We start from the raw sequence: 22,759 nt of genomic DNA on the forward strand, positions 1-22,759 counted from the left end.
TCTGTTATTTTTAAGACAGTTAAAATTTATATCTTTATATATACTTATAAAAAGCGCCAAATGAGATCTAAAGCATATATCATTATTTCGGGAATATTATTTATTGCAGCTTTAATCATCAGCCTGCAAAGTGCAGATCATTCAACCGCCGACAAATGGGCCAGCTTTGTGATGGGCCTTACATCTGTTACGTTCATAGCTGGTCTGATATCGCTTTTTACAAAAAACAAGCCAGCTAAAAACGAGCAGGCCTTGAATTAAAAGATGCTCCTGCTGGCCCCGCCATCTACCTGTATGGTTGTGCCGGTGATATAAGCCGCCTGCTCTGATGCCAGGAAGGTAACCAACGCTGCCAGTTCCTCGGGTTTGCCAATGCGGCCAAGCGGTATGCTTTTGGCCCTGTCTTTTATGGCTTGTTCCGGATCTACATCTTTGGGTAAGGTATGTTTTATCCTGTCGGTCAGGATCAATCCCGGAGCCACATTGTTTACAGTAATATTGTACGGACCAAATTCATCGGCCATGAGTTTGGCCATCCCCACCACGCCCATCCGCATAGCGGTCGACAGTACCGAACCACCCAGCACGGCTTTTACCGAAACACTAACAATATTGATGATGCGCCCGCTGCCTGTTTTTTGCATGTGCGGCAATACCAGCTTGCTCAAACGTGCAACACTTAGCAGGTTAAGATCAAAAGCTTTTTGCCATTGCTCGTCGTCAAAGTTCTCGAATTTATCAAAAGGAGGTCCACCGGCATTGTTCAGCAAGATATCTATCCGTCCAAAAGCGTCCCCTGCTTTGTTAACGAAAGCGTCTATCTCGTCGGCTTTGGAAACATCAACTGGTATCGCGATCACCTCGTTCCCGGTGAGCTGATTTATTTCGGCGGCTGTTTTATTTAATTCCACCTCATCTCGCGAGCCAATGATCACTTTTGCGCCCTCGGCAGATAAAGCTGTGGCTACAGCCTTGCCTAATCCTTTACTGGCCGCTAATATTACGGCTACTTTGTTGTTGAGTTTAAGATCCATAATACCCCTCCCTGCCCTCCCCATCCCGATAGCTATCGGGAGAGAATGTTCTGATTTGCGTGATTAAAGTTTATTTACACTCCCTCTCCCGATAGCTATCGGGATGGAGAGGGCCGGGGTGAGGCTCTTACTCCTCTATATCCGGTCCTTTTATTTTTTTACGATCAACGCCGCCATCCAGGCTTAGTAAAAAAGCGGGCAGCAGCGTAAGATTGCTGATCATCGCTACCAGTAACGTGATAGACAACAATACCCCCAGGGCTACGGTTCCGCCAAATTTGGATACTGCGAATATGCCGAAGCCAAAAAACAGCACCGTGGCTATAAATATCATACTCACCCCGGTTTCACGAATGGTATCAGACACAATGCGCGATATGCTTTTACGGGTATAGCGCAGCTCATGGCGGTAGCGGGTGATAAAATAAATAGTTTGATCGGACGAGATACCCATCGCGATACTGAATATCAGTATGGTTGATGGCTTGAGCGGGATACCGAAAAAGCCCATAATGCCCGCCGTGATGATGAGCGGAACCAGGTTAGGCACCAGTGAAATAGCTATCATTTTTACACCCCTGAACAAGATCCACATTACCCCGGCTATCAGCACAATGGCCCAGGCCAGACTTTCGTACAAATTTGTAAGCAGGTAATTGGTGCCCTTGATGAAAATAATGCTGGAGCCAGTAAGCTCCACATGAAATTTTTTGGGATTAAATATCGAGTCGATGCGGGGCTGTAGTTCGGCCAGTACCACGTTCATTTTTTTTGAACCGGCATCAACCATTTCAAAAGTTACCCGGGTTATACGGTGATCTTTATCCAGGTAAGTGTTCAGCGCCCCGGATGAGCTTTTGCCCGAATTAGCGGCATAGTTCAATATAAAATTCTGCTCCAGACCATCGGGTAAACGATAGTATTCCGCATTGCCGCCATAAAATGCCTGGGTAGAAAATTTCAACACCTGGATGAGGGAAATAGAACGACTGAACTGCGGGTACGAAGAAATCAGCTTTTCCAGTTTTTCTACTTTGCGGATCACCGTTTGGTTCACCACTCCGTTTTTTCTTTTGGTATCAATACTTACCTCCAAAGGCAATACCCCGTTAAAGTTCGATTCAAAGAATTTAAGGTCTTCCAGGGTATTGTTATGCTGAGGCAGATCGTCGACCACGTAGCCATTGATATTGATACGATAAATGCCCACTGCCGAAATAATCACCAATACAAGCGTGGTAATATAAATGGCTTTCCGTTTTTGATGCACCAGGGTATCCAGCTTAACCAGCAAGGCTTTCATCCATTGGCTGTCCTTAATACCGTTTTGTTTGGCTTTCGGAGCGGGTAGATAGCTGAATACGATAGGCACCAATATCAGGCTCAAAGCAAATGTGGATAATATGCCCAGCGAAGCCACCAAACCAAACTGGGTAAGCAACTCGCTGTTGGTAAAACACAACACACCAAAACCAATGGCGGTAGTAATGTTAGCTATAAAAGTGGTAATACCGGCCTTTTCGAGCGCTATGGCTAATGCCTCCATTTTATTGCCCGATATATCAAACTCGTGGTAGTATTTATTAAGGATAAAAATAGTGTTCGGGATGCCGATAACCACCACCAGCGGCGGAATGATGCCGGTTAAAATGGTCATTTCGTAATGCATCATGTATAGGATGCCCAGGCTCCATACTACCCCAAGAACCACAATAAGCACCGGGAATATTACCGGGAAAAACGACCGGAAAAAGATAAGCAGGATAACAGCCGTAATCAATATAGACAAGCCCAGGAACATGGAAAACTCATGAGCCACCAAGTCGCCAACAACAGTACGGATCAGCGGCAGGCCCGAGTAATGTACCTTGATGCTATGCTTTTGTTCAAACTGTTGGCCCAGTTTAAGCATTTTGTTAATGATGGGCACACGGTATGGCGTATTGATGATCTTATCATCAAACGTTATCGCCATTAAGGTCGATTGACCATCGTTGCTCCATATTAAACCTTTGTAAAATGGCAGGTTTAACAAATGCTGCTTTACGCTATCAACCGCCTGCGCGGTGGGCAGTACCCCGGTAACCAGTGGCTTTACCACAAAGCGGTGCTGCAGGGTATCCTTTTGCAGATCATAAACATTGGCGATAGAAACCACTGCCTTTACCCCTTTGATCTGCTTTAGCTGGGTACCTATCTGGTACCAATCGTTAAACACATTTTTATCAAATATTTTGTCCGATTTGATACCCAAAACCATCGATGAGGCATCCTGGCCAAAGGTTTGTTTAAACTGGTTATAGCGGATGTAGGCCGAATCGGTAACGGGCAGCACTTTGCCCCCGTTAAAGGTTATTTTTACTTTCGACGCTTCAAAACCCATAAAAGCGCTCAGTGCTAAAACGCAGATAAATACGATGAGACGGTTTTTAAGGATAAAAGAAGCGGTATGTTTCCAGAACATTTGAGTGACTTTAAGGGCACCGCTAAACTACGAAATTTGATTTACCCACCGGCCCAAGATATTGACATTGTGACAAAAACTTAACCTACAACGTCATTTATAGCGGGGGGGGAACAGATAATTTTAGCTTATGGATGGACATTACCCGGCAATAAGCACCAGCTGCTCCCGAAACTCCTGCAATGTTATTTTGCCGGATGCAAAGCGGTTTTCCAGTAACAATTTCTCTTCTTTCGGGGTAAAAGGCCTATTGTAAATAGTTTGCACCAGGTTATGCTCATAAGGCAAAGGTGCTGTAATGTGCGCCCGCGTGTTAAATGCTTCAAAATAACGTATACCCAGTATCCTTTGGGATACCGCGTTAAAATGAATCTGATCTTCATTGGCCGTTAAGCCCGCTGCGGTCACAAAATAACAATGGTTACGCGTTTGGGCATATTGCAACAACGCCTCATTAATTAATGGATAAGCAGTAAAATAACTGCCGTACAAACCGGCCGTTAAAAAATCTCCCAGTCCCCCCACAATCAGAGGAACATCCGGCACATTTAATTCAGTACGCAATCCATTAATTATCCGGTCAAATTTTTGGGCATATGCTGCGGCGCCATCCGCAGAACAATCATTTTCGCCCTGGTGCCATAAAATACCCGATAGCCGGCTGCTGCGCTGCGCCAGTTTTGCCTGGGCCAGGGCGTTGTCAAAAAGTACACCACCAACCGCCCAGTCGTCCAGGCTGGTGCCGCCATCGGCACAGGGGATCAGGCCTATTTCTTCTGCCGGATTATTCAAATGCCAGGCAGCGGCAAAGGATGCCGCCAAACCAACGCCTGCCGAGGGGCGGTCGTTATGGATAGGTTCTGTCATGATCTGCCAGCGACCGTTGCGCAGCATTTTAACAGATTCATTAAAAACTGGTGGAACTTCCTGTATAAAACCACGCCCGGCTATATTTGACTGACCTATTAATAAAAAGGAGTGTATCATCATTAATCTTTGTAATCACTTAACCCAATACCCAACAGCACTTATAGCAAACCTATGCTTCGGCTAAAAGAGTACCAGGCGAATTTTTTAATATCATTCGGAGCAACATCTCCCGATCGCAATGCTTGTATAGTAGTATTGATCATGTTCACAAACAGCATGCGGATCCAAGCGACTGACAAGCTGTCGCTGATCAGCTTTTGACGCTGCAGTTCCGGAACAAGGCTAAACCAGTTGTTTTTTGCCTGTTCGTAAGCTTCATTTTCAACGGCTCCCGCTTTCTCGTTCAAGTATTTTGTTTGAAGCGTATTCAAAAACGCGTATTTCACCCCGCAATCAATACCCGCATATAACATCTGCTCCAACTGCACCACAGGATCGGTACTGCTATGATAAGCCGCGAGCATCGCCCGATGCCAGGTTTGCATCATATCGGCCCAACAAGCGTCTATCAATGCGGCCCTGTCTTTAAAATGCCGGTGCAGGGTTCTTCTGTTTACGCCTGCCTGCCCGGCAATGATATCCAGCGGGGCATAAAAATCCTCATTCAAAACCGCTATGGCGTTGTCTATAATTTTCTGACTTGTCATGCTGGCGCAAATATAAGACAAATGTCACACACATGAGACATTTTTATTTTAACCCCTCTTATCAATGCAGGGCCGTTAAAACCACTCGAACTATTATTCGTCACATTTTTTAAAGGGTTTATCACATTTCAATTTTAACATCGCCGGGCTTTTGTACTATTGTAGCCGTAAACCAAGCATTCAAAATCTAACCTGTCATGTACAAGCAATTAAGTATAAAACTAAAAGGAGCTTCCCTTATTGAATTCTGGATAGTTACCGGCTGCCTCATCTTATCCTTTATCTTATCGCTTATTGATGAGATCCGTCTTAACGATATTCATCACACTTATTTTGTGGGCATACTGGCCCCGGTGTTGTTTAACCATATTATGGTATTTATTTGTTATGCTTTTATTTGTTTTTATATGGTGCCTGTGTTTGAAAACCAAACGCATATTTCGCCGGGCGGCACTTTATTTATTTTAATTTTCATATATGCCTGCATTACATTGGGCATCATTAACCTATATTTCGCCGTATTGCTGGCTATCAAGCTACTACTCACATTTTTTAACCGCGATAGCCGTAACACTGCAAACGTGCTGTATTACGATGCGGCATTGCTCACCGCATCCTGGATATTGCTCATTGTAGCCGCCCTTTATTTGGGATCGCCCGAAGGAGTTAAATTTTTTATCGCCTTTACCGTACCAGCCATGATCACTGTTTATTTATACTCGGTACACCGGCTGCTGCCCGCCACATTTTTACCCAAAAGGAGCTATGCGCGTTACTATGGCCGCATGATGGGCTTAACACTGCTGTCATGTATAGCGTTGTGGATACTGGGCCTTTGTTTTAAAGGGGGTAACCGTCTGTTAGGCCCAACATCACACGTGTTTTCCATCGAGGCCAATACCGACGAAGAACAGATAGCCGTCATTGTGATCAGCAATTTCTTTGCACAGCTTATACTCGTAGCCCCGTTTTCATGGAGCATTTTTAAAAGGCGCAATGCCAAAAAAGACGAAGAGATCAAAACCCTGAAAACGGAATTGGGTAAATCAGATGCCAGTCTTAACTTTTTAAAATCACAGATAAATCCTCACTTTTTATTCAACGCCCTGAACACCCTTTACGGCACCGCCCTGCAGGAAAATGCCGAACGCACAGGCGAGGGCATCCAGAAACTGGGCGATATGATGCGTTTCATGCTGCAGGAGAACATCCAGGACAAGATCGCTTTATCCCGCGATACCGATTATCTGAAAAACTATATCCTGCTGCAAAAGCTGCGTACCTCAACCTCGCCGGCTATCGTTATCGAAACACAGATAGAAGACATTACATCCGATTTGACCATAACGCCCATGCTGCTGATCCCCTTTGTGGAGAATGCCTTTAAGCACGGCATCAGTTTGATCAATCCATCGCATATTAAAGTAACGCTTAATACCAGCGGCAATACCCTTTATTTTGATGTACATAACAGTATCCATATCAAGCCGGATAACGACCCGGAAAAGGGCCAAAGCGGCATCGGGCTCGACAACGTAAAACAGCGCCTGGCACTCCTGTATCCCGACAGGCACGAGCTGGTTATTCGCCAAAACGCAACGGAGTTTTTTGTTCATCTTACCTTGCAACTGGATAATTAATTACATTTAAAGAATGATAGCCATTGCCATCGACGATGAACCCATTGCGCTGAACATTGTGCAGGCACACGCCTCCAAAGTGCCTTTTGTGGAGTTGAAAGCCATATTTACCAATGCTTTTGAGGCCCTGGATTATCTGCGGCAAAACAAAATCGACCTGATGTTCCTGGATATCAAAATGCCCGACATCAGTGGTCTTGATTTTTTAAACAGCATCAGCAATCCGCCCCTGGTCATCTTCACCACAGCCTATTCAGAACATGCCGTAAAAAGCTTTGAGCTGGATGCCGTGGATTACCTGTTAAAACCATTTTCGTTACCTCGTTTTTTAAAAGCCTGTAACAAGGCCCATGAGCTATATACTTTACGCAACAGACCTAATACTGCTAAAGTGGCAAGCTCCATATTTATAAAAGATGGCTACGAGCAAATTAAAGTGGAGCTGAACGAGATATTGTTTATTGAAGCCGCGGGCAATTACACCCGCATCCACCTGGAGGGCGACCGTTCTTTAAGTACCCGGGTAACCATAAGCGATATGCTGATGCTGCTACCGCCCAAAAAGTTTATCCGTACCCACCGGGCTTATATTGTAGCACGCAGTAAGGTAAATAAGTTCGACCGTACACAGGTACAGATAGGTAGCCACAGCATCCCCATCGGCGCCACCTATGCCCAATGTTTACAGGAACTGGGTTGAATAATGCTACCGCAAGTGCATTAGCATTAAATTAAGTAATACTCCGTAAGAGTAAAAGCTTTGTAGCAAATAAACAATAAATATTTAGCATGCCGTAGGTATGCAACCTGGGTGCAGTACCTACGGCACTGGTTTTGAAATCAAATTCATTTCTACAAAGCTTTAGCCCCGATGGGGCTTACAAAACCCCATCGCTACCGCGAGCGTCCCGCTTGTGGTTCACAGGACAAGACTAAATATTCATTGCATATGCCCACAAGCGGGGCGCTTGTGGTAGCATTAGGTATAAATATTAGTAGGGTTAAAAAAGGTGTCATTTCGAACGAACCGAGATGGGAATTGTACACAAGGGTGAGGAGAAATCTTCTACGCCAAGCAAGCTAAAATAGCAGATCGAAGAAGATTTCTCCTCGTACCTCGTTCGAAATGACATGTCAAAGATATTCATACACAAACTATAATTGCTGGAAACAAGACATAACAAACACGCCTCACTACGCGGCGAAAGCAGCCGTAGGGTTATAGCCAAACTGCTTTTTAAACGCGAAGGAAAAGTGCGACAGGTTTTCAAAACCTACATCGAAATAAACATCAGATGGTTTTCTTTTTTGTTCGGATATCAGGTAATGTGCCAGTTCCAGGCGTTTTTTAGTGAGCCACTTCTCTGGGGTATTGTTAAACGTTTTTTTAAAATCGCGCTTAAACGTGGTCAAACTTCTGCCTGTTAAGTAGCCAAATTTGGCAGCGGTGAGGTTAAACATATAATTCCGTTCCATAAAGTCCGCAAGGTCTATCTTTCCCGGCTCATCAAGCTGGCCCAGCAACTGATCTACATTTTTATCAATGGCGCGTAGTACCCTTATGGCTTCCTCCATTTTAAAAGCAGCCAGATCAGCGGGCAAGGCATCAGCCAGTTTAAAATAAGGCGTGAGCGAATTGAACAAACTTTCAAGCAAAGGGTGATCGGCCAGCTGTATCAGGCCGATGGCTTGATGCGGCTGCGGATCGATAGGATGAGCCGTATAATATTGACTTAAGATTTCCTGCCTGAAAACGATAGATACGGCAATACAGGGTTCGCCGTTCAGGGGTAACTTGCTCATCCGCCCCAGTTGATTTCGGGGAAACAGCACCGTATCGCCTGCAAAAAAACTGAAATGCCTGTGGGCACCGGCAATCCTTACCTCGCCAGACATTACCCTTACCAGCGCGGGCTGCGGCAGCACCAGTTCACGGCTGTAATGCGCTTCTTTTTTGCAGGATATAAATATCTCCGGTACAATGGTAGGCGTTAATGGTTCCATATATTAAAATTATCGAATTTATCCTGATAATGACGAATAGCGATATTGTTCATTAACCGGTTGTCGCCCCCATTTTTCGCTACGTCGATCAGGCAGGCGGCCAGGGTTGTCACCTTAATGCTGAAAGCTTCTGAAAATAGATCAAGCAAGTTGGTAACATACCTGGCGATGGTTGGTATGAGCGGTCTTGGGGTATGTTTGTCCCCAGGTTTGATAAATGCCGGCCTGAACAGGAAAACATTGTTGCTCAGCTTGGCCAGTTCCCTCTCGGTGCGCCCCTTGATGCGCCCCTGCAAAGAAATGCCTTTCTCTTCCTGGCTGGCCGAAGCGCCACTTACAAAGCAGAAGCGCAACCGCGGGTTTAACGCCAGCATCTGCCCGGCTGCCTGCATGGCATAATCATAGGTGATCCGGATATATTCTTCTTTCGTAACTTGCCCCTGCGGCACACCCAGGCACCAGATACAGGCATCGGCCTCCATATCGGCCGCTATCGCGGTATAATCCAAAAAATCATTCAGCACCAGCTCTTTCAACTTAGGATTGGTGATACCGGCCGGCCGGCGAACCAGCGAAACCACTTCGGTAACAGCTGCATCAGCCAGTAGTTGTTTTAGTACTTCCTGGCCTAAAAAACCCGTAGCTCCCGTAATGACGATTTTCATTATGCGTTTATTTGTTTTGAGTGGATTGTAATCGCGTTTATACTAATTTAAGTTTTATGTTATCGAACCAGGGTGTCATGCTTATTTTTATGATAAAAGCAAAAGTTTTTTAATTCCCTCCCCACGGGAGGGGGGCGTTGGGCTGGTGTAATGGCGGGGAGGGGTTTCTGCGCGCGATGATTATCCTGTTCCATAAACCCCTTCCTCCCCTTCCCGAGGGAAGGAATCGTACAAAGCCCTGCCACTTTTGATGGGTGTTGTGCCGAGCTCCCTTCAATGGCTCAGGGTGACAGCCCCTTTTCCGTCCCCCTTAGGATCTCCTGAAAGGGGCTCCTGAGTTTCTTTCCGGCACAACTCCAAACGCAGGGCGCTCTCAAAGAGACCCCGCGTGGACAAAATTAAAAGCAATATTTACTTCACGATACCCAAACGAATGAGGCTTTCGGCAGTAGCCACTATAGCCTCTTCGGTTGAACGGGGCGACCAACCCAGCATACTTACCGCTTTTTGATTGGTCGTGTTCATCACCACGCCCAAAAAAGGGATGATGGCTTTGGCCATCGGGTTTTTCAACGCCGCCATACGTACCAGGGTATTCGATAATTCTTTAACGCTCACCTTTTCTGCCAATGCGCCCATATTTTGTTTGAGTATTTTGGCCACTTCTACCATCCAGATACTTTCGCCCGCGGTGGCAATAAAGCGCTGCCCTTTGGCCGCCGGATCGGTCATGGCCCGCAAATGCAGATCGGCCACATCGCGCACATCCACATAGGAAGAATTGACCTTTGGATTCCCCGCCATTTTCCCTTCCATCAGGTTCTGCAAAAAATGGATGGAATGTGAATAATCTGTACCCAGCACTGGCCCCAAAACACCAACAGGGTTCACCACCGAAAGCTCCAGCGTGCCGCCTTCTTTTTCGATAAACTCCCAGGCTGCGCGTTCGGCCAGTGTTTTTGATTTTTGGTAGGCAGGTGTGTTTCCGGTAATCACCGTCCAGTCTTGTTCGGTATATGGCGCCGTTTGAGGTTTGTGACCGTAAACCACCGCGCCAATAGCCGATGTAAGTACCACACGCTTAACCCCGGCATCACGCGCGGCACGCAAAACGCGTAGCACGCCTTCACGGGCCGGGATGATCATTTCATCCTCGTGTTTATATTCATTTAAAGGTGTTGGCGAAGCAACGTGTATCACGTAGGTACAGTCGGCTACAGCTTCGTTCCAATTGGCATCGGAGCCTAGCTCCGCGGTTATAAATGATAAGCGATCGCCCGCATCCACGCCGCCTTCTTTCAGCATGGCCCGTACTTCGGGTTCACGCGTCAACGACCGAACGGTAGTTTTTACCCGGAAACCTGCATTGAGCAGTTGCAGTATACAATGCACTGCTATAAAGCCCGAACCGCCGGTTACAAGCACTGTTTTTTCATTATTTGAAATTGTTGTCATCTGATTAATAATTTGATGCAACAAAGTTCGATGTAATAACAAAACAGCGTTTTGTTTAAAAGACCTGATTTGCTTTGTTTAAAGGCCCAGTCAAATCCTGACGGGTAGAAGTTACTTGATTATTGTTACTCCAACATTAGTACTTACTGCAGGCGCTCATATGACATGTGTATATTTTGAAGAAGCTATACCCTTGGTAAAAAAATTCACTAAATCAGTAACTCAGTCATTCAATAATTATTGGTATATTTGTATATATACAACGGCCCGGTTTTCTGTAAAAAGGAGAACCGGGCCGTTGTGTTAAAGAATAAAAAGCAAAAAAACAGGCTGTTTTTAATTTAGTTATTTGACAATCAAAAATTTAATACTTTTTAAACTTTTCAAAACCCATCAAAAATTTGTTAAAAAGTGTTAAAGTGGCGTTAAAATTTAGTTAAAGTGGATAAAAGCAGCGCTTTTTCACCCTGTTTTTGACTAAAAATTTGTTAAAATTCAGGGTTTAAAAAGTTTTTAGGCTACCAAATTCATAAGTGCCGATAACAATGTATTTTTGTATATGAGAAGACTGATACGCAGTTTTGGTTTTGCCTTTAAGGGATTGCAATACGCCACCAGTACCCAGCCCAATTTCCGGATACACCTGGGGGCTACCGTGGTGGCTATTGGCCTGGGCATAGCGCTGCACCTATCCACCGCCGAGTGGCAATGGATAGCTATCAGTATAACCCTGGTACTGGTTACCGAGCTCGTCAATACAGCCATCGAAACCCTCACCGACCTGGTTTCGCCTACATACAATATCAAAGCCGGGCATGTAAAGGATGTTAGCGCCGGCGCTGTGGTTATAGCTGCCGTGTTTGCGCTGGTTACAGGCTGTATAATTTTTATACCCAAACTTATTTTACTGGTATAATATGCTGCATAAAACCCGGGGCATTGTATTTAAAGCAACCGACTATGGCGATACCAGTGTTATTGTACAACTATTTACCGAAAAGTTTGGTTTGCAATCATACATCATTAACGGCGCCAAAAAACCCAAGGCCAAAATAGGCCGCAATATGCTGCAGCCCCTGCACCTGCTTGACCTGGTTGTTTATCATAAAAACTCCGGTAGCGTACAGCGCATTTCAGAGCTTAAAAATTCGCCTGTGTTGCAAAGCATCCCTTATGATGTGATCAAAAGCTGCATCGCTATTTTTTTGAACGAAGTGCTATACAAAGCTGTAAAGCAGCAATCGCCCGATGAAAGTTTGTTTGATTTTGTATTTAGCGCCATTGAGTGGCTTGATCATCAAACAGGGAGTGTGGCTAATTTTCACCTGCTGTTTTTGGTTCAGCTTACCCGTTACCTGGGTTTTTACCCGGATAGATACCAGGCAGGTCAGGCTGATTATTTTGATATGAAAAACGGCACATTCAGCAACTATAAGCCTGATAGCCTTCTATATCTGTCGCCCCCACATACACAAAATTTTCACCAGCTTTTGCAGTGTAGCTTCGAAAATATGCAGCAGTTAAAATGGAGTAATGATGAGCGTCGTTACCTGATCCAAAAGTTATTAGAATATTACGCGTTACATATAGAGGGTTTCGGCAATATCCGTTCTGCCGATGTGCTGGAAGAAGTGTTGTCCTGAAAATTAAATCGGGGCTTTATGCTGCAATAGTAAAATATAAGGTGGCCCGAAATAAAAAAAGAGAAAGCCCAAGGCTGCCTCTTTTTTGTTGACTGACCTCATTATTTACCATAAAGAACTAATTGGTTAGATCGATAATAACAATTATAACAAATATATGCACTATGGAATTAGTAGACTAATTTTTTAATAAAAAATTAACACACATTGCGCTTATAATGTGCACTATAGCTATAGCTATAACCTATCCATAAAGGTGAACCAGACACGCAGTACAGATATCAGCGAATAAAAGTGCGCTCGTTAACATATCGTAAAGATATTTACCTTTGCCGCTATCGTAACATAAGCGGTTACTTATTCAAAATTTAAAAATCTGTTAATGTTGCCAAGGGTAAATTTGCAATATGTTATAAAATAACCGTCTCAAACCCCTGACCAGGGCGGTTGCCGCATATGGATCAAACACTATGAATAGTTCAGAAAAAATAAAATCAGGTATTCAGAAGCTTAAAGCTGTATGTGTTAATCCCGGATATTTTTTCAGATCTCTTTTCAGTAAAGAACGAGGCAAACAGTTTATAAAAAACCATTTGTTTAACCCAGACCAATCGGCGCAACTTAAGGCTCTGTCAATTGGTTTTGGTGTATTTATGGGGATAGTGCCTATATGGGGCTTTCAGTTGATCGTGGCATTTTCATTGGCTATATTATTAAAGCTGAATAAGGCGCTTGTTCTTCTAGCCGCGCATATTAGCTTTGCCCCCCTGATACCAGTCGTCATATTTTTAAGTTATAAAGCCGGCGGCTACTGGATGGGCGAAAAAAACACTGACATCCCTTTCAGCGGAAATATTTCATTAAAGTCCATCAGCCTACATCTGGAACAGTACCTATACGGCAGTATATCGTTGGCTATAGTGGCTGGTGTAACAGCAAGTTTAATAACCTTAGCTTTACTTAAGCTGATGGGTAAAAAAACTGCTATAGCTGCCTGAGCTAATAATACACACCATTATGCTATTTATTCATATATCATTAACAATGATATCTTTATACATTGTCAAAACTGATAAAACCTTTTAATTCAGTGGTTTCAAAAGAGTTGTTTACCTGAAAGAAACAGGCTAACTATTTCTTTATCTGTGCATTTCACACTTATCAGCAACATACAACAAATGATTTTTAACGAAAACGTTATCGTAAATAAAAACAGTTAAAACTTATGAAAACCTGATCTCCCGGGATATTTTTGGTAAATACAGTTTAGTATTTTGCCAATTACAAATAATAAGAAGCGCTTTAATTAATTATAAAAACAGCTTAATTATTAACTATAACTGCTTTATAAACCTGCAAACTTCATTGTCCTGCGAAAACGTGAATACTGTTTGGGCATTACCTTACAGGTGCAATAAAAGCAGTATCCATTAACCCAAAACCTTAGATCAATGAAAAAATAAATCAGGTCTTCCAAAAAAAAGAAATCGGCAGTGGGTTCAGCACTACCGAGATCAATACGTATCCCTTTTAGTCAAACAGCAACATTGAATGTTGCAGGGGATTTTTTTGCCTAATTCAACCGAAATTTTAATAAGCAATACAAATATGAAGAAAAAATCCTCACATTTTTCTATATAAACGGCCATTTATGCCTGATAGTATCAACTATATTACAATAATAAAACAGGCTTAATCCCAGGCACTTGGGATTAAAAATCTCCGTATTGCTTTCATTAAATCATTTGGGCAGGTCGCGCAGATCCCTTACAGTGGGTCTGTGTGCTTATATGTAAGGGTATACCGGCACTATTTCAATCAAAGCAAACCACTTAAACCAATTAATTAATACTATTAAAATTATGAGAAAACAAATTACTCTCCTCATTCTATTCTTCCTGGCCAGCAGTATGCTTGCCCTGGCCCAGGAGCTGCCTGTTACTGGTACAGTTAAGGACGATAAAGGTCCGGTACCAGGAGTAACCGTTAAGGTAAAAGGAACAGGAAAAGGCGTTGCTACCGATTTCAAAGGCCATTATGTTATTAATGCACCATCAAATGCAATCCTCGTGTTTAGCATAGTTGGCTACGCCAGTCAAGAGCAACCCATAAACGGTCGGAATCAGATCAATGTTACCCTTGCCGAAGATAATAAACAATTAAACGAGGTAGTAGTAGTCGGCTACGGCACCCGTCAAAAAAAGGATGTTACCGGGTCGGTATCCAGTGTAAAAGCAACTCAGCTTGAAAATGAAAACCCTACAAGTATCGGCGACATTCTTAAAGGTAATGTTGCTGGTCTTTCGGTAAGCATGAATACCTCGGCCAAAGGTGGAGGCGACCTGTTGGTACGCGGTAAAACCACTCTTACAGCCAATACTTCCCCCCTTATTGTATTAGACGGGGTGATTTACAATGGTCAGCTGGCAGACATTAACCCCAATGATATTGAATCTGTTGATGTTTTAAAAGATGCGAGCGCCCTTGCGGTTTATGGTTCAAAAGCAGCCACCGGGGTGGTAGCCGTTACTACAAAAAAGGGCAAGAATGGTCCTCCGGTAATTACCCTGAACACTAATTTCGGTTTGGCCGAGCTTTCAAAAAACCAGAAAGTATACAGCCCGCAGGGCTTTTTAGATTGGCGTGCAGACGTGCTGAGAAGTACCAATACCACTAATCCATACTATCAATATACCGACCCGCGCAAATTGCCTGCAGGTGTAACGGTTGATCAGTGGATGGCCCTGACAGGCGCTACCGGCGATCCTGTTGACCAGTGGCTAAGTAGGCTGGGACTTGTTCCTAATGAAAGAGCCAATTATGTGGCCGACAAAACCATTGATTGGGCCGATCTGGTTTTTCGCAAGGGTTTCCGGCAGGATCATACCGTGAGCATGTCTGGCAAAAAGGATGAGGTTAATTACTATATGTCATTAAATTATACCAAAAACCAAAACCTGATCCAGGGCGGGCAATTCAGCAACGTTAGGGCCAGAATGAACCTGGAAGGCCAGGCTGGTAAATTCTTAACCCTGGGTATGAATGCACAATACGCGGTTAGAAATGAAGGCGCTATTGAAGCCGACTGGACGCAAATTACAAACAACTCTCCCTATGGTGACTTTTATGATCCTAAAACAGGTGAGTTAGCCCGGATACCTACCGATGATGCCGGCTTAAATGCCCGTAATCCTTTTTTGAATAATCATTACGATGAAAGCATGAACATACAGAACACCTTGTTTGCTAATCTGTATGGAAAGCTAAAACTACCGTTCGGTATCACTTTTCAAACCAACTTTACACCTGGTTTTGACTCTTATCGTAACTTCTACCATACCTCGTCAAAAAATCCAAACAATACCATTGTGGGTGGTACAGCAAGTCGGGCAATGGAAAACCGGTATTCGTACCAGATTGATAACCTGCTGAAATGGAACCACACTTTTGGAGAGATACACAATATTGATGTTACCTTGTTAGCCAATAAGGAAAAATATCAATCATGGTATACCTATGAGTATAATGAAGGTTTCAGCCCCAATGACGATCTGAGCTTTCATAACATTGGCGCGGGTAATAAACCATCCGTAAGCAGTGATGACCGTGTATATACAGGCGACGCTTTAATGGGCCGCGTTAATTATACCTTATTAAACCGGTATTTATTAACCGCTTCTGTACGCCGGGACGGCTATTCGGCTTTTGGACAGAGATTTCCACGGGCTACATTCCCATCGGTAGCCTTAGGATGGATATTTACTGATGAAAGCTTTATGAAAAAAGCTGAATGGCTAAACTATGCCAAGTTGCGTGTTTCATATGGCGTTAATGGTAACCGCGACTTAAGAGATGGAAATGGCACTGTTGACCCATATAGGGCGCTTTCGGTGATCACTACCGGTAAATATCCCCTTGTTAGTCCAACAGGTGTAGCTACTGCCAACTCGGCCATCTATGTAAGCCAGATGCAGAATGATCAGCTAAAGTGGGAACAAACGGCCTCATTGAACCTTGGTTTGGATTTTACCGTTATCAACAACCGTTTAAGCGGCTCTATTGATGTTTATAACAAAAAAACAACCAACTTGCTGGTACAAAGAGCTATTCCGGATGTTACTGGTTTTAAAAGCGTAATTGCCAATATTGGCGAATTGAACAATAAAGGTATGGAGCTTAACCTAAGTAGTAAGAACATTACAAAAGGCAACATCATCTGGAACACTACACTGAATTTTTTCTTTAACCGCAATACCATCAAACACTTGTATGGCAAGGCTGCCGTTACCGATGCCAATGGCAATACTACCATGGTTGAGAACAGCGACTTAGGCAATGGCTGGTTTATAGGCAAGGATATTGACGTGGTATGGGATTACAAAGTACTGGGCGTTTGGCAAACTGACGAAAAAGATGAAGCCAAAAAATACGGTGCCGTGCCCGGCGATTTTAAACTGGAGAAACTGGTAAACAGCGGCCCCAACCAATATAAATACACCAACGACGATAAACAGTACCTGGGCTACAGATCGCCAAGGTTCACCTGGTCGTTACGTAATGATTTCAATATTTATAAAAACTTTGATTTTTCATTTCTTCTGCTTTCAAACTGGGGACAGCTAAAGCAATATAACCAGGCCTTAAATAGCCCGGGTAGCGTTGGCTTTGGCCGCAGCACATCATATGTGCAACCCTACTGGACGCCAACCAACCCTATTAATGATTACGCGCGCCTTAACTCAGGCTTCAGCGGAACCACCGTTAACGTTTACCGCAAGGCGTCTTTTATCAGGCTCAATACGATTTCATTAGGATACAACTTCCCAAAACAATGGGTTAACCGCCTAAAAATGCAAAGCATGAAACTGTATGCCAACGTAAACAACGCCGCAGTTTATTCACCCGACTGGAATTTCTGGGATCCGGAAAATAATGGTCCAACGCCAAGATATATGTCTGTAGGCTTAAACGTTGTGTTTTAAAAATTTGATCAGAAAAGAAACATGAAAAAGATAAATAAAATATTAGCAATTGTAACGCTAACTTCTGCTGTTATTGCCGGAAGTTGCAAAAAAGACTTTTTAAAACCCAAACTCCTTTCGCAGTTTTCGCCCCAGGTAACCTACACTTCTGTTCCGGCTATGCAGGCGGCGCTCAATTACCTGAGTGTAAATTTGCGTGCAGAGTTTTTTGGAGACTCGGCCCCAATGCTTACTGAATCTATTTTTTCAGATGTAGCTGTTGAAGGCACCACAGATAAAACAACACCTGCCCAGGATCTGAACGTGCGTATAACGCCTACGGCCAACCTCAATAGCGACGATTATAATAAAATAGGTTGGTATTGGACACAGTGGTACAAGGGCGTAGGTTATGCCAATGCTATCATCTCTAATATTGATAATGTTAAATGGGATAATGACGCGCAAAAGAATGCCATTCTGGGTGCCGCTTATTTTCACCGCGCTTACTGCTATTACCGTTTAGTACATGAGTTTGGTGATGTGCCCTGCCCTGTTAAACAGGAAACTTCGCCCAATGTATCTTACGTTAGCGTAAAGCGTGAAGTTATTTTACAAAGACTTAAAACCGATCTGGAATTTGCGCAGCAATGGGTTAAAGATGGCGGTAATAAAGGAGAAGTGACCAAAGGCGCCGTAAGCCATTTATTAACCAAGGTTGATCTGGCCCTGGGTAAATTTGACGATGCTATTGCCGCAGCTAATTCCGTTATTAACTCGGGACCTTATCATTTAATGACCTCCCGTTTTGGAAGCACAGGTGCCGATGTAACTAAGAACGTGATATGGGACCTGCACCGCCCGGACAATAAATCAATAGCATCCAACACCGAAGCGTTGTTTTTAGTGATTGATCGTGAAAACCTGGAAGGTAATACCAATCTTGGTTCGCAATTGATGCGTAATACCACACCTTTTTATTCGCAAGCCAACGTTATACTTACCCCGGGTAAGAAAAAAGCGGGTATTGTTGACGCGATTACTGCCGAAATACCGCTCACTCTTTACTATGGCAGAGGTATTGGCCGCTATCGCGGTACACCATATAGCACCCAATATATTTGGACAGATAACACTGATCTAAGACACGCACCTGGCAACTGGATGAATATGACCGACCTGGTTTATAATAACCCGGCACTGAAAACATCAGACCCTGACTGGTATGGAAAACATTTGGAACAATGGACTAAAGATAACGTAGCTACCCGCTTTTTGAATGGCGCGAAAGATACCATTCGCTGTTGGTTTGGCTGGCCGCATTACAAAGTGTTCATCAGCTCAACCAATATCGCTACTGATAAATCATGGAACCCACCTCGTGGTACCAATACAGACTGGTACGTGTTTCGCCTGGCTGAAACCTATTTATTAAGAGCTGAAGCCTATGTATGGAAAGGCGACTTAAACAGTGCCATGGCCGATCTGAATGTGGTGAGGGCAAGGGCGCAAGCCGCACCATTAACCGACGCCAGCAAAGTTAACATCGGTACTATTCTTGATGAGCGTGCCAGAGAGCTATACTGGGAGGAGCCACGTAAAACGGAGCTTACCCGTATAGCCTATATTTTTGCATTAACAGGCAAGCCTTCTTATACCGGCAAAACCTATAATGTAAATAACTTCTCTGAATCAAATTTCTTTTTTGACCGCATTACTGAAAAGAATGATTTTTATAACAAAGGTGTAGTAACCAACTCTGGTAATACCTTTACCATATCAGCGTATCACGTGTTATGGCCCATCCCGAATAACGACATTCAATTAAATATTAACGGGCATATCAATCAAAATAAGGGATATGCCGGTTCGGCAAGTAATGTTCCGGCGTTGGACAAGATACCGTAACACTTACCTTTAATAAAAAAGGGATAAAGCTTTGCTTTATCCCTTTTTTATTAAAATACGGTTTGGTTATTTTGATTGGTAGCTACCAAATAACTGTACTAGTTTATCCGGATAATTGCTGATGATGCCATCAACGCCCATATCACCCAGGGCAGTCATATCTTTTTCCTGATCTACCGTCCATGGCAATATCAGCATTTTGTTTTCATGTGCCTTTTGTACAATGTCTTTAGTAACAAAAGTATAGTACGGGCTGTAAATAGCAGGTGTAAAACCTAAAGTTTTCAGGTCCTCATCAATATTGATTTTACCAACCAGTAACGAAAGTTTAATTTTTGGATAAGCTTTATGCAGTACTTGCAATGTTCTGACATCAAATGATTGTACAATTACTCTTTTGGCAATCTTTTTCTGATTGATCACCGCCATGACGGTTTCTACAAACACATCAGGCTTTGGATTATAAATACCGTCGCCGGCCGGAGTGCTTTTAGTTTCGATATTGTAATAAACGGGCTTAAGCTTATTCTTTTTAACATAGGCTTCCACGCTATCTATCAGATCTGATAATAAGGGTTTATAAGTTTTCAACCTGGCTTGTTTCGGGAAACGGACATTGGGCTTGGTACCCGCATCAAAACGACGAATGCTATCATAGGTCATTTTATACAGGGCCAGGCTTTTTTCTTCTTCCGGAGTTATTTCCGAGCCATCGGGTTTAAGCATAATGGCCGATGACATCCATTGATCATGCGATACCACTACTTTACCATCGCTGGTTATATTCAGATCGAGCTCCAGTGTTCTTACGCCAGTTTTTACCCCATTGAGCATAGACGCGATAGTGTTTTCAGGCATCAGCCCCATACCGCCACGGTGACCTTCCACATCTAACTTTTGCTGGGCGAAAACGCCACTTAATCCACAAATAATGAAGGCAAGTGTTAATCCTATTTTTTCCATAGCTGTTAATTTAGTTCTTTTTTAATCGTTATCAATAATTTCGGATCATCGGTATAAATCCTTTCTATACCCAGTTTCAGCATTTTTTCGAGTGTCGGGCGATCATCAACCGTCCAGGCACCTGTTTTAAGATTAGCCGCTTTGATCTTATCTACATTTTCCTGCGTAACTCCGGAGTAATGCATTACGATGGTCTCAAATCCTCTTTCTTTAGCCACTTTGATATCCTCATCGATATTGGTTGTTGGCAACCGGTCCCAAAAAATGGGGATAGCGGGCGCCAGTTTTTTAGCTTTAGAAACATAATCTAAACCACTATCATTAAAACCCACTATTTGTTCGGCATGAGCTTCTTTAATTATCGCTATAGCTTCAGTCACGCAATCAACCTTCAAATGCATAGATACGTGGGTACGGTTTTGTTTCATAAACAACAGCAAGGCATCTTTTAACAAGGGCATGCGCTGCACAGGGCATTGCGATAAAGTAAGTCCTTTGGCCTTACGAAAGCTGGCCGCTACATCCAGTCGCTCCAGCTCCTGGTAAGTAGCATTGGGAATAAGCAGTTCTACACCGGTAGTCCGTTTGGTGTCCGCGTCATGGCTGATCACGATCTGTCCGTCTTTGGTTGTACGGATATCAAGCTCCACCCAATCGGCACCTGCGTCTATACCACCCTGAAATGAAGGTAAAGTATTTTCAGGAAACTCAACCGAATTGCCGCGGTGCGCGGTGACGCCGGTAAAAACTCCATTAGCATCCGCAATAGCTGTTTGTGCAGTTGCAGCAACCGGTAAAACCAGCGCTGCAACCACAAACAAAATATTCAATTTTTTCATGATGATGTTGTTATCAAATTATTTCAATAGCCACATCACCCCGTTTACATCGTCCACATTTCCATACTGAGCGATGGCGGCGTTGTAATTAGCCGTATTGGCCGATTGCTCGGCAGCGAAATATTTATAACGTAAAGCTATTTTACCGTTATTACCGGTACCTACACCCGTTTTAAATACAGGATAACCGGTACGCCTCCAGTTAAAATAGGGTTCGAGGCCACTATTCAGAAAGAAAGCCACATATTTCTGCTCATTGATCTGGCGGATACCGGTTTCGTTGTTACCCGCGTATTTTACCGAAGCCTGGGCGTAAAATGCACCAAAATCTACGTTAACGGTATTACTAACATACGGGCCGGCAACAGGCACCCCTAAAGGCAATGAATAAACAGTCATGCTGCCACTAAGCGGCACCGAATAAAAGGCCATAGATGCTTTAATACCTGCCAGATAGTAAGCCTCAGCATCGCCCAAAGCTCCTTTGGCTACCCAGCCCCTGTTAATAGCTTCGGCAATATTAAAGCACATTTCGGTAAAACCAACTATGGCGGTATTTTCGCCGGTATAGCCTGAGTAATACCTGTAACGGTTGATATAGCTGATCTTTCCGCCACCATTCTGGCTGGCCAATACACCCATATCTAAACCGATATTACCACCCTGGAAGGATGAGAAATCAGTAGGGCTGCCGCCTGCTGTTACCAAACCCGGCGCCGGATCGGTAGTTACAAATACGCGCGGATCTTTATTGGCAGTAAGCAAACTTACGTAAGTATCGGCACTGTTGTTTAAAGCGCCATTAGCAAAGGTTTCCTTGTTTAGCGGATACCTGTTGGTTGGGTTAAGCCAAACATATTTAAGATCATCGGCGGTGCTCAGCATCAAAGGGTATTTAACCGGATCGGCCAGGATCTGTGTAAACTGTTGAGCAACTTTTAAATCGGCATCCGCTGTTTTTTTACTCAGGTGTATCAATAGCCTTAAGCGATAGGTATTCACTACCTTTTGCCAGGCCAGCAAGTTGCCCGAAAAATAAATGTCGCCGCTTAACCCACCAACATTGGTTTTTATCAGTGCTGCCAGGTCGTTGTTGGCTTCTTCAAGCAGGTTTAAACTATTCAGAAAAACAGTTTTTTGCGGATCATAAGCCGGTGTAAGCAACTTATCACCCTGTAGTGCCTGGGTCATGGGTATATCGCCCATCTGCAAACTCATCTTGGTAAAAAAGTATGCCCTGAAAAACTTACCCAGCGCGTGATAGGCGTTGTTGTTGCCCGCAGTAGGTGTTACCGCGGCATTTTCCATATTGGTTACATCAGTTAACGTAGGATAGTAATTGCTGCCCGGACCAAAGTTATACTGGTTGTTACCAAAATAAGAATTGTTCTGTAACTGATATTGATTGGTACGATCAAGCTGACCACCCGGTGCCTCCAGCATGCTGTTCAATATGTTATTCAGTAATAATGATGGCGGTACACTGGTTGGCTTGTTCTTGTTCAGGTACCTGTCGGTAAAGTCCTTTTTACAACCCGAGGATACTATGGTAATTATTGTTGCCAGTAGCAGCAACGCATTTTTTATATTTATTTTCATTGTGCGC

At 43.6% G+C, this 22,759-nt stretch carries 18 protein-coding genes; 8 read left to right on the forward strand and 10 right to left on the reverse strand.

What is annotated here, in order from left to right; genetic code table 11:
* Window positions 1–60: 60 nt before the first annotated feature.
* Window positions 61–261 (forward strand): hypothetical protein, encoded by a 201-nt coding sequence (locus ACTJKG_RS01375; protein ID WP_172336042.1) that lies wholly within the window; start codon window positions 61–63, stop codon window positions 259–261.
* Here the strand turns inward: ACTJKG_RS01375 and ACTJKG_RS01380 are convergent.
* The 4 genes from ACTJKG_RS01380 to ACTJKG_RS01395 form a co-directional block, all read right to left on the reverse strand.
* Window positions 258–1,034 carry an SDR family oxidoreductase gene (locus ACTJKG_RS01380; RefSeq protein ID WP_440738134.1) on the reverse strand — a complete coding sequence of 259 codons (777 nt, stop codon included), beginning with the start codon at window positions 1,032–1,034 and terminating at the stop codon, window positions 258–260. The genes ACTJKG_RS01375 and ACTJKG_RS01380 overlap by 4 nt on opposite strands.
* A gap of 127 nt (window positions 1,035–1,161) precedes the next feature.
* A complete protein-coding gene (locus tag ACTJKG_RS01385; protein WP_172336040.1) occupies window positions 1,162–3,498 on the reverse strand; it encodes an efflux RND transporter permease subunit in 2,337 nt (778 codons plus the stop codon).
* 141 nt (window positions 3,499–3,639) lie between these two features.
* A complete protein-coding gene (locus ACTJKG_RS01390; RefSeq protein ID WP_216650588.1) occupies window positions 3,640–4,488 on the reverse strand; it encodes a sialate O-acetylesterase in 849 nt (282 codons plus the stop codon).
* Window positions 4,489–4,526: 38 nt separating this feature from the next.
* Window positions 4,527–5,075, reverse strand: coding sequence for a TetR/AcrR family transcriptional regulator (locus ACTJKG_RS01395; protein ID WP_172336039.1), 549 nt, complete (start codon window positions 5,073–5,075; stop codon window positions 4,527–4,529).
* Between the two features lie 197 nt (window positions 5,076–5,272).
* On the opposite strand from ACTJKG_RS01395, the gene ACTJKG_RS01400 reads away from it, so the two are divergent.
* Window positions 5,273–6,715: a sensor histidine kinase gene (locus tag ACTJKG_RS01400; RefSeq protein ID WP_216650587.1), complete on the forward strand. Its 1,443-nt coding sequence runs from the start codon at window positions 5,273–5,275 to the stop codon at window positions 6,713–6,715.
* A gap of 13 nt (window positions 6,716–6,728) precedes the next feature.
* Window positions 6,729–7,415 (forward strand): LytR/AlgR family response regulator transcription factor, encoded by a 687-nt coding sequence (locus tag ACTJKG_RS01405; protein WP_440738135.1) that lies wholly within the window; start codon window positions 6,729–6,731, stop codon window positions 7,413–7,415.
* 494 nt (window positions 7,416–7,909) lie between these two features.
* Here the strand turns inward: ACTJKG_RS01405 and ACTJKG_RS01410 are convergent, their stop codons facing one another.
* From ACTJKG_RS01410 to ACTJKG_RS01420, 3 genes are all read right to left on the reverse strand, one after another.
* On the reverse strand, window positions 7,910–8,719 hold the full coding sequence (locus tag ACTJKG_RS01410) for a helix-turn-helix domain-containing protein (RefSeq protein WP_440738136.1): 810 nt from the start codon (window positions 8,717–8,719) through the stop codon (window positions 7,910–7,912).
* Entirely contained in the window at window positions 8,707–9,384 is a 678-nt protein-coding gene (locus ACTJKG_RS01415) for an NAD(P)H-binding protein (RefSeq protein WP_172336036.1), read from the reverse strand. The genes ACTJKG_RS01410 and ACTJKG_RS01415 overlap by 13 nt, the downstream gene beginning before the upstream one ends.
* 411 nt (window positions 9,385–9,795) lie before the next feature.
* Window positions 9,796–10,839 carry an SDR family oxidoreductase gene (locus tag ACTJKG_RS01420; protein ID WP_440738137.1) on the reverse strand — a complete coding sequence of 348 codons (1,044 nt, stop codon included), beginning with the start codon at window positions 10,837–10,839 and terminating at the stop codon, window positions 9,796–9,798.
* A gap of 559 nt (window positions 10,840–11,398) precedes the next feature.
* Between ACTJKG_RS01420 and ACTJKG_RS01425 the strand changes: the two genes are divergently transcribed.
* The 5 genes from ACTJKG_RS01425 to ACTJKG_RS01445 all read left to right on the forward strand — a co-directional run bounded on the left by ACTJKG_RS01425 (window position 11,399) and on the right by ACTJKG_RS01445 (window position 19,351).
* Entirely contained in the window at window positions 11,399–11,755 is a 357-nt protein-coding gene (locus ACTJKG_RS01425) for a diacylglycerol kinase family protein (protein WP_172336034.1), read from the forward strand.
* Window position 11,756: 1 nt separating this feature from the next.
* Window positions 11,757–12,482, forward strand: a complete 726-nt coding sequence (recO, locus tag ACTJKG_RS01430) for a DNA repair protein RecO (protein ID WP_440738138.1) — start codon at window positions 11,757–11,759, stop codon at window positions 12,480–12,482.
* Window positions 12,483–12,952: 470 nt separating this feature from the next.
* Window positions 12,953–13,480: a DUF2062 domain-containing protein gene (locus tag ACTJKG_RS01435; RefSeq protein ID WP_172336032.1), complete on the forward strand. Its 528-nt coding sequence runs from the start codon at window positions 12,953–12,955 to the stop codon at window positions 13,478–13,480.
* An 864-nt stretch (window positions 13,481–14,344) separates the two neighbouring features.
* Complete coding sequence (locus ACTJKG_RS01440) at window positions 14,345–17,464, forward strand: SusC/RagA family TonB-linked outer membrane protein (protein WP_172336031.1); 3,120 nt, start codon at window positions 14,345–14,347, stop codon at window positions 17,462–17,464.
* A 21-nt stretch (window positions 17,465–17,485) separates the two neighbouring features.
* A complete protein-coding gene (locus ACTJKG_RS01445) occupies window positions 17,486–19,351 on the forward strand; it encodes a RagB/SusD family nutrient uptake outer membrane protein (RefSeq protein WP_172336030.1) in 1,866 nt (621 codons plus the stop codon).
* Window positions 19,352–19,417: 66 nt separating this feature from the next.
* Here the strand turns inward: ACTJKG_RS01445 and ACTJKG_RS01450 are convergent, their stop codons facing one another.
* The 3 genes from ACTJKG_RS01450 to ACTJKG_RS01460 are packed head-to-tail and all read right to left on the reverse strand — an operon-like array spanning window position 19,418 to window position 22,752.
* Window positions 19,418–20,314 carry a glycerophosphodiester phosphodiesterase family protein gene (locus ACTJKG_RS01450; protein ID WP_440738139.1) on the reverse strand — a complete coding sequence of 299 codons (897 nt, stop codon included), beginning with the start codon at window positions 20,312–20,314 and terminating at the stop codon, window positions 19,418–19,420.
* Between the two features lie 5 nt (window positions 20,315–20,319).
* A complete protein-coding gene (locus tag ACTJKG_RS01455; protein ID WP_440738140.1) occupies window positions 20,320–21,153 on the reverse strand; it encodes a glycerophosphodiester phosphodiesterase in 834 nt (277 codons plus the stop codon).
* A gap of 18 nt (window positions 21,154–21,171) precedes the next feature.
* Window positions 21,172–22,752 carry a SusD/RagB family nutrient-binding outer membrane lipoprotein gene (locus ACTJKG_RS01460; protein WP_172336027.1) on the reverse strand — a complete coding sequence of 527 codons (1,581 nt, stop codon included), beginning with the start codon at window positions 22,750–22,752 and terminating at the stop codon, window positions 21,172–21,174.
* Between the last annotated feature and the right edge of the window lie 7 nt (window positions 22,753–22,759).

It is taken from the genome of Mucilaginibacter sp. 22184, from assembly GCF_052045695.1.
Taxonomy (GTDB): domain Bacteria; phylum Bacteroidota; class Bacteroidia; order Sphingobacteriales; family Sphingobacteriaceae; genus Mucilaginibacter.

What these genes read in the sequence shown, in the direction of transcription:
- recO (WP_440738138.1), top strand. Translation starts at nt 11,757, where the DNA reads ATGCTGCATAAAACCCGGGGCATTGTATTTAAAGCAACCGACTATGGC.
- ACTJKG_RS01420 (WP_440738137.1), bottom strand. Translation starts at nt 10,839, where the DNA reads ATGACAACAATTTCAAATAATGAAAAAACAGTGCTTGTAACCGGCGGT.
- ACTJKG_RS01405 (WP_440738135.1), top strand. Translation starts at nt 6,729, where the DNA reads ATGATAGCCATTGCCATCGACGATGAACCCATTGCGCTGAACATTGTG.
- ACTJKG_RS01460 (WP_172336027.1), bottom strand. Translation starts at nt 22,752, where the DNA reads ATGAAAATAAATATAAAAAATGCGTTGCTGCTACTGGCAACAATAATT.
- ACTJKG_RS01410 (WP_440738136.1), bottom strand. Translation starts at nt 8,719, where the DNA reads ATGGAACCATTAACGCCTACCATTGTACCGGAGATATTTATATCCTGC.
- ACTJKG_RS01445 (WP_172336030.1), top strand. Translation starts at nt 17,486, where the DNA reads ATGAAAAAGATAAATAAAATATTAGCAATTGTAACGCTAACTTCTGCT.
- ACTJKG_RS01400 (WP_216650587.1), top strand. Translation starts at nt 5,273, where the DNA reads ATGTACAAGCAATTAAGTATAAAACTAAAAGGAGCTTCCCTTATTGAA.
- ACTJKG_RS01380 (WP_440738134.1), bottom strand. Translation starts at nt 1,034, where the DNA reads ATGGATCTTAAACTCAACAACAAAGTAGCCGTAATATTAGCGGCCAGT.
- ACTJKG_RS01425 (WP_172336034.1), top strand. Translation starts at nt 11,399, where the DNA reads ATGAGAAGACTGATACGCAGTTTTGGTTTTGCCTTTAAGGGATTGCAA.
- ACTJKG_RS01390 (WP_216650588.1), bottom strand. Translation starts at nt 4,488, where the DNA reads ATGATGATACACTCCTTTTTATTAATAGGTCAGTCAAATATAGCCGGG.
- ACTJKG_RS01435 (WP_172336032.1), top strand. Translation starts at nt 12,953, where the DNA reads ATGAATAGTTCAGAAAAAATAAAATCAGGTATTCAGAAGCTTAAAGCT.
- ACTJKG_RS01440 (WP_172336031.1), top strand. Translation starts at nt 14,345, where the DNA reads ATGAGAAAACAAATTACTCTCCTCATTCTATTCTTCCTGGCCAGCAGT.
- ACTJKG_RS01450 (WP_440738139.1), bottom strand. Translation starts at nt 20,314, where the DNA reads ATGGAAAAAATAGGATTAACACTTGCCTTCATTATTTGTGGATTAAGT.
- ACTJKG_RS01415 (WP_172336036.1), bottom strand. Translation starts at nt 9,384, where the DNA reads ATGAAAATCGTCATTACGGGAGCTACGGGTTTTTTAGGCCAGGAAGTA.
- ACTJKG_RS01385 (WP_172336040.1), bottom strand. Translation starts at nt 3,498, where the DNA reads ATGTTCTGGAAACATACCGCTTCTTTTATCCTTAAAAACCGTCTCATC.
- ACTJKG_RS01375 (WP_172336042.1), top strand. Translation starts at nt 61, where the DNA reads ATGAGATCTAAAGCATATATCATTATTTCGGGAATATTATTTATTGCA.
- ACTJKG_RS01455 (WP_440738140.1), bottom strand. Translation starts at nt 21,153, where the DNA reads ATGAAAAAATTGAATATTTTGTTTGTGGTTGCAGCGCTGGTTTTACCG.
- ACTJKG_RS01395 (WP_172336039.1), bottom strand. Translation starts at nt 5,075, where the DNA reads ATGACAAGTCAGAAAATTATAGACAACGCCATAGCGGTTTTGAATGAG.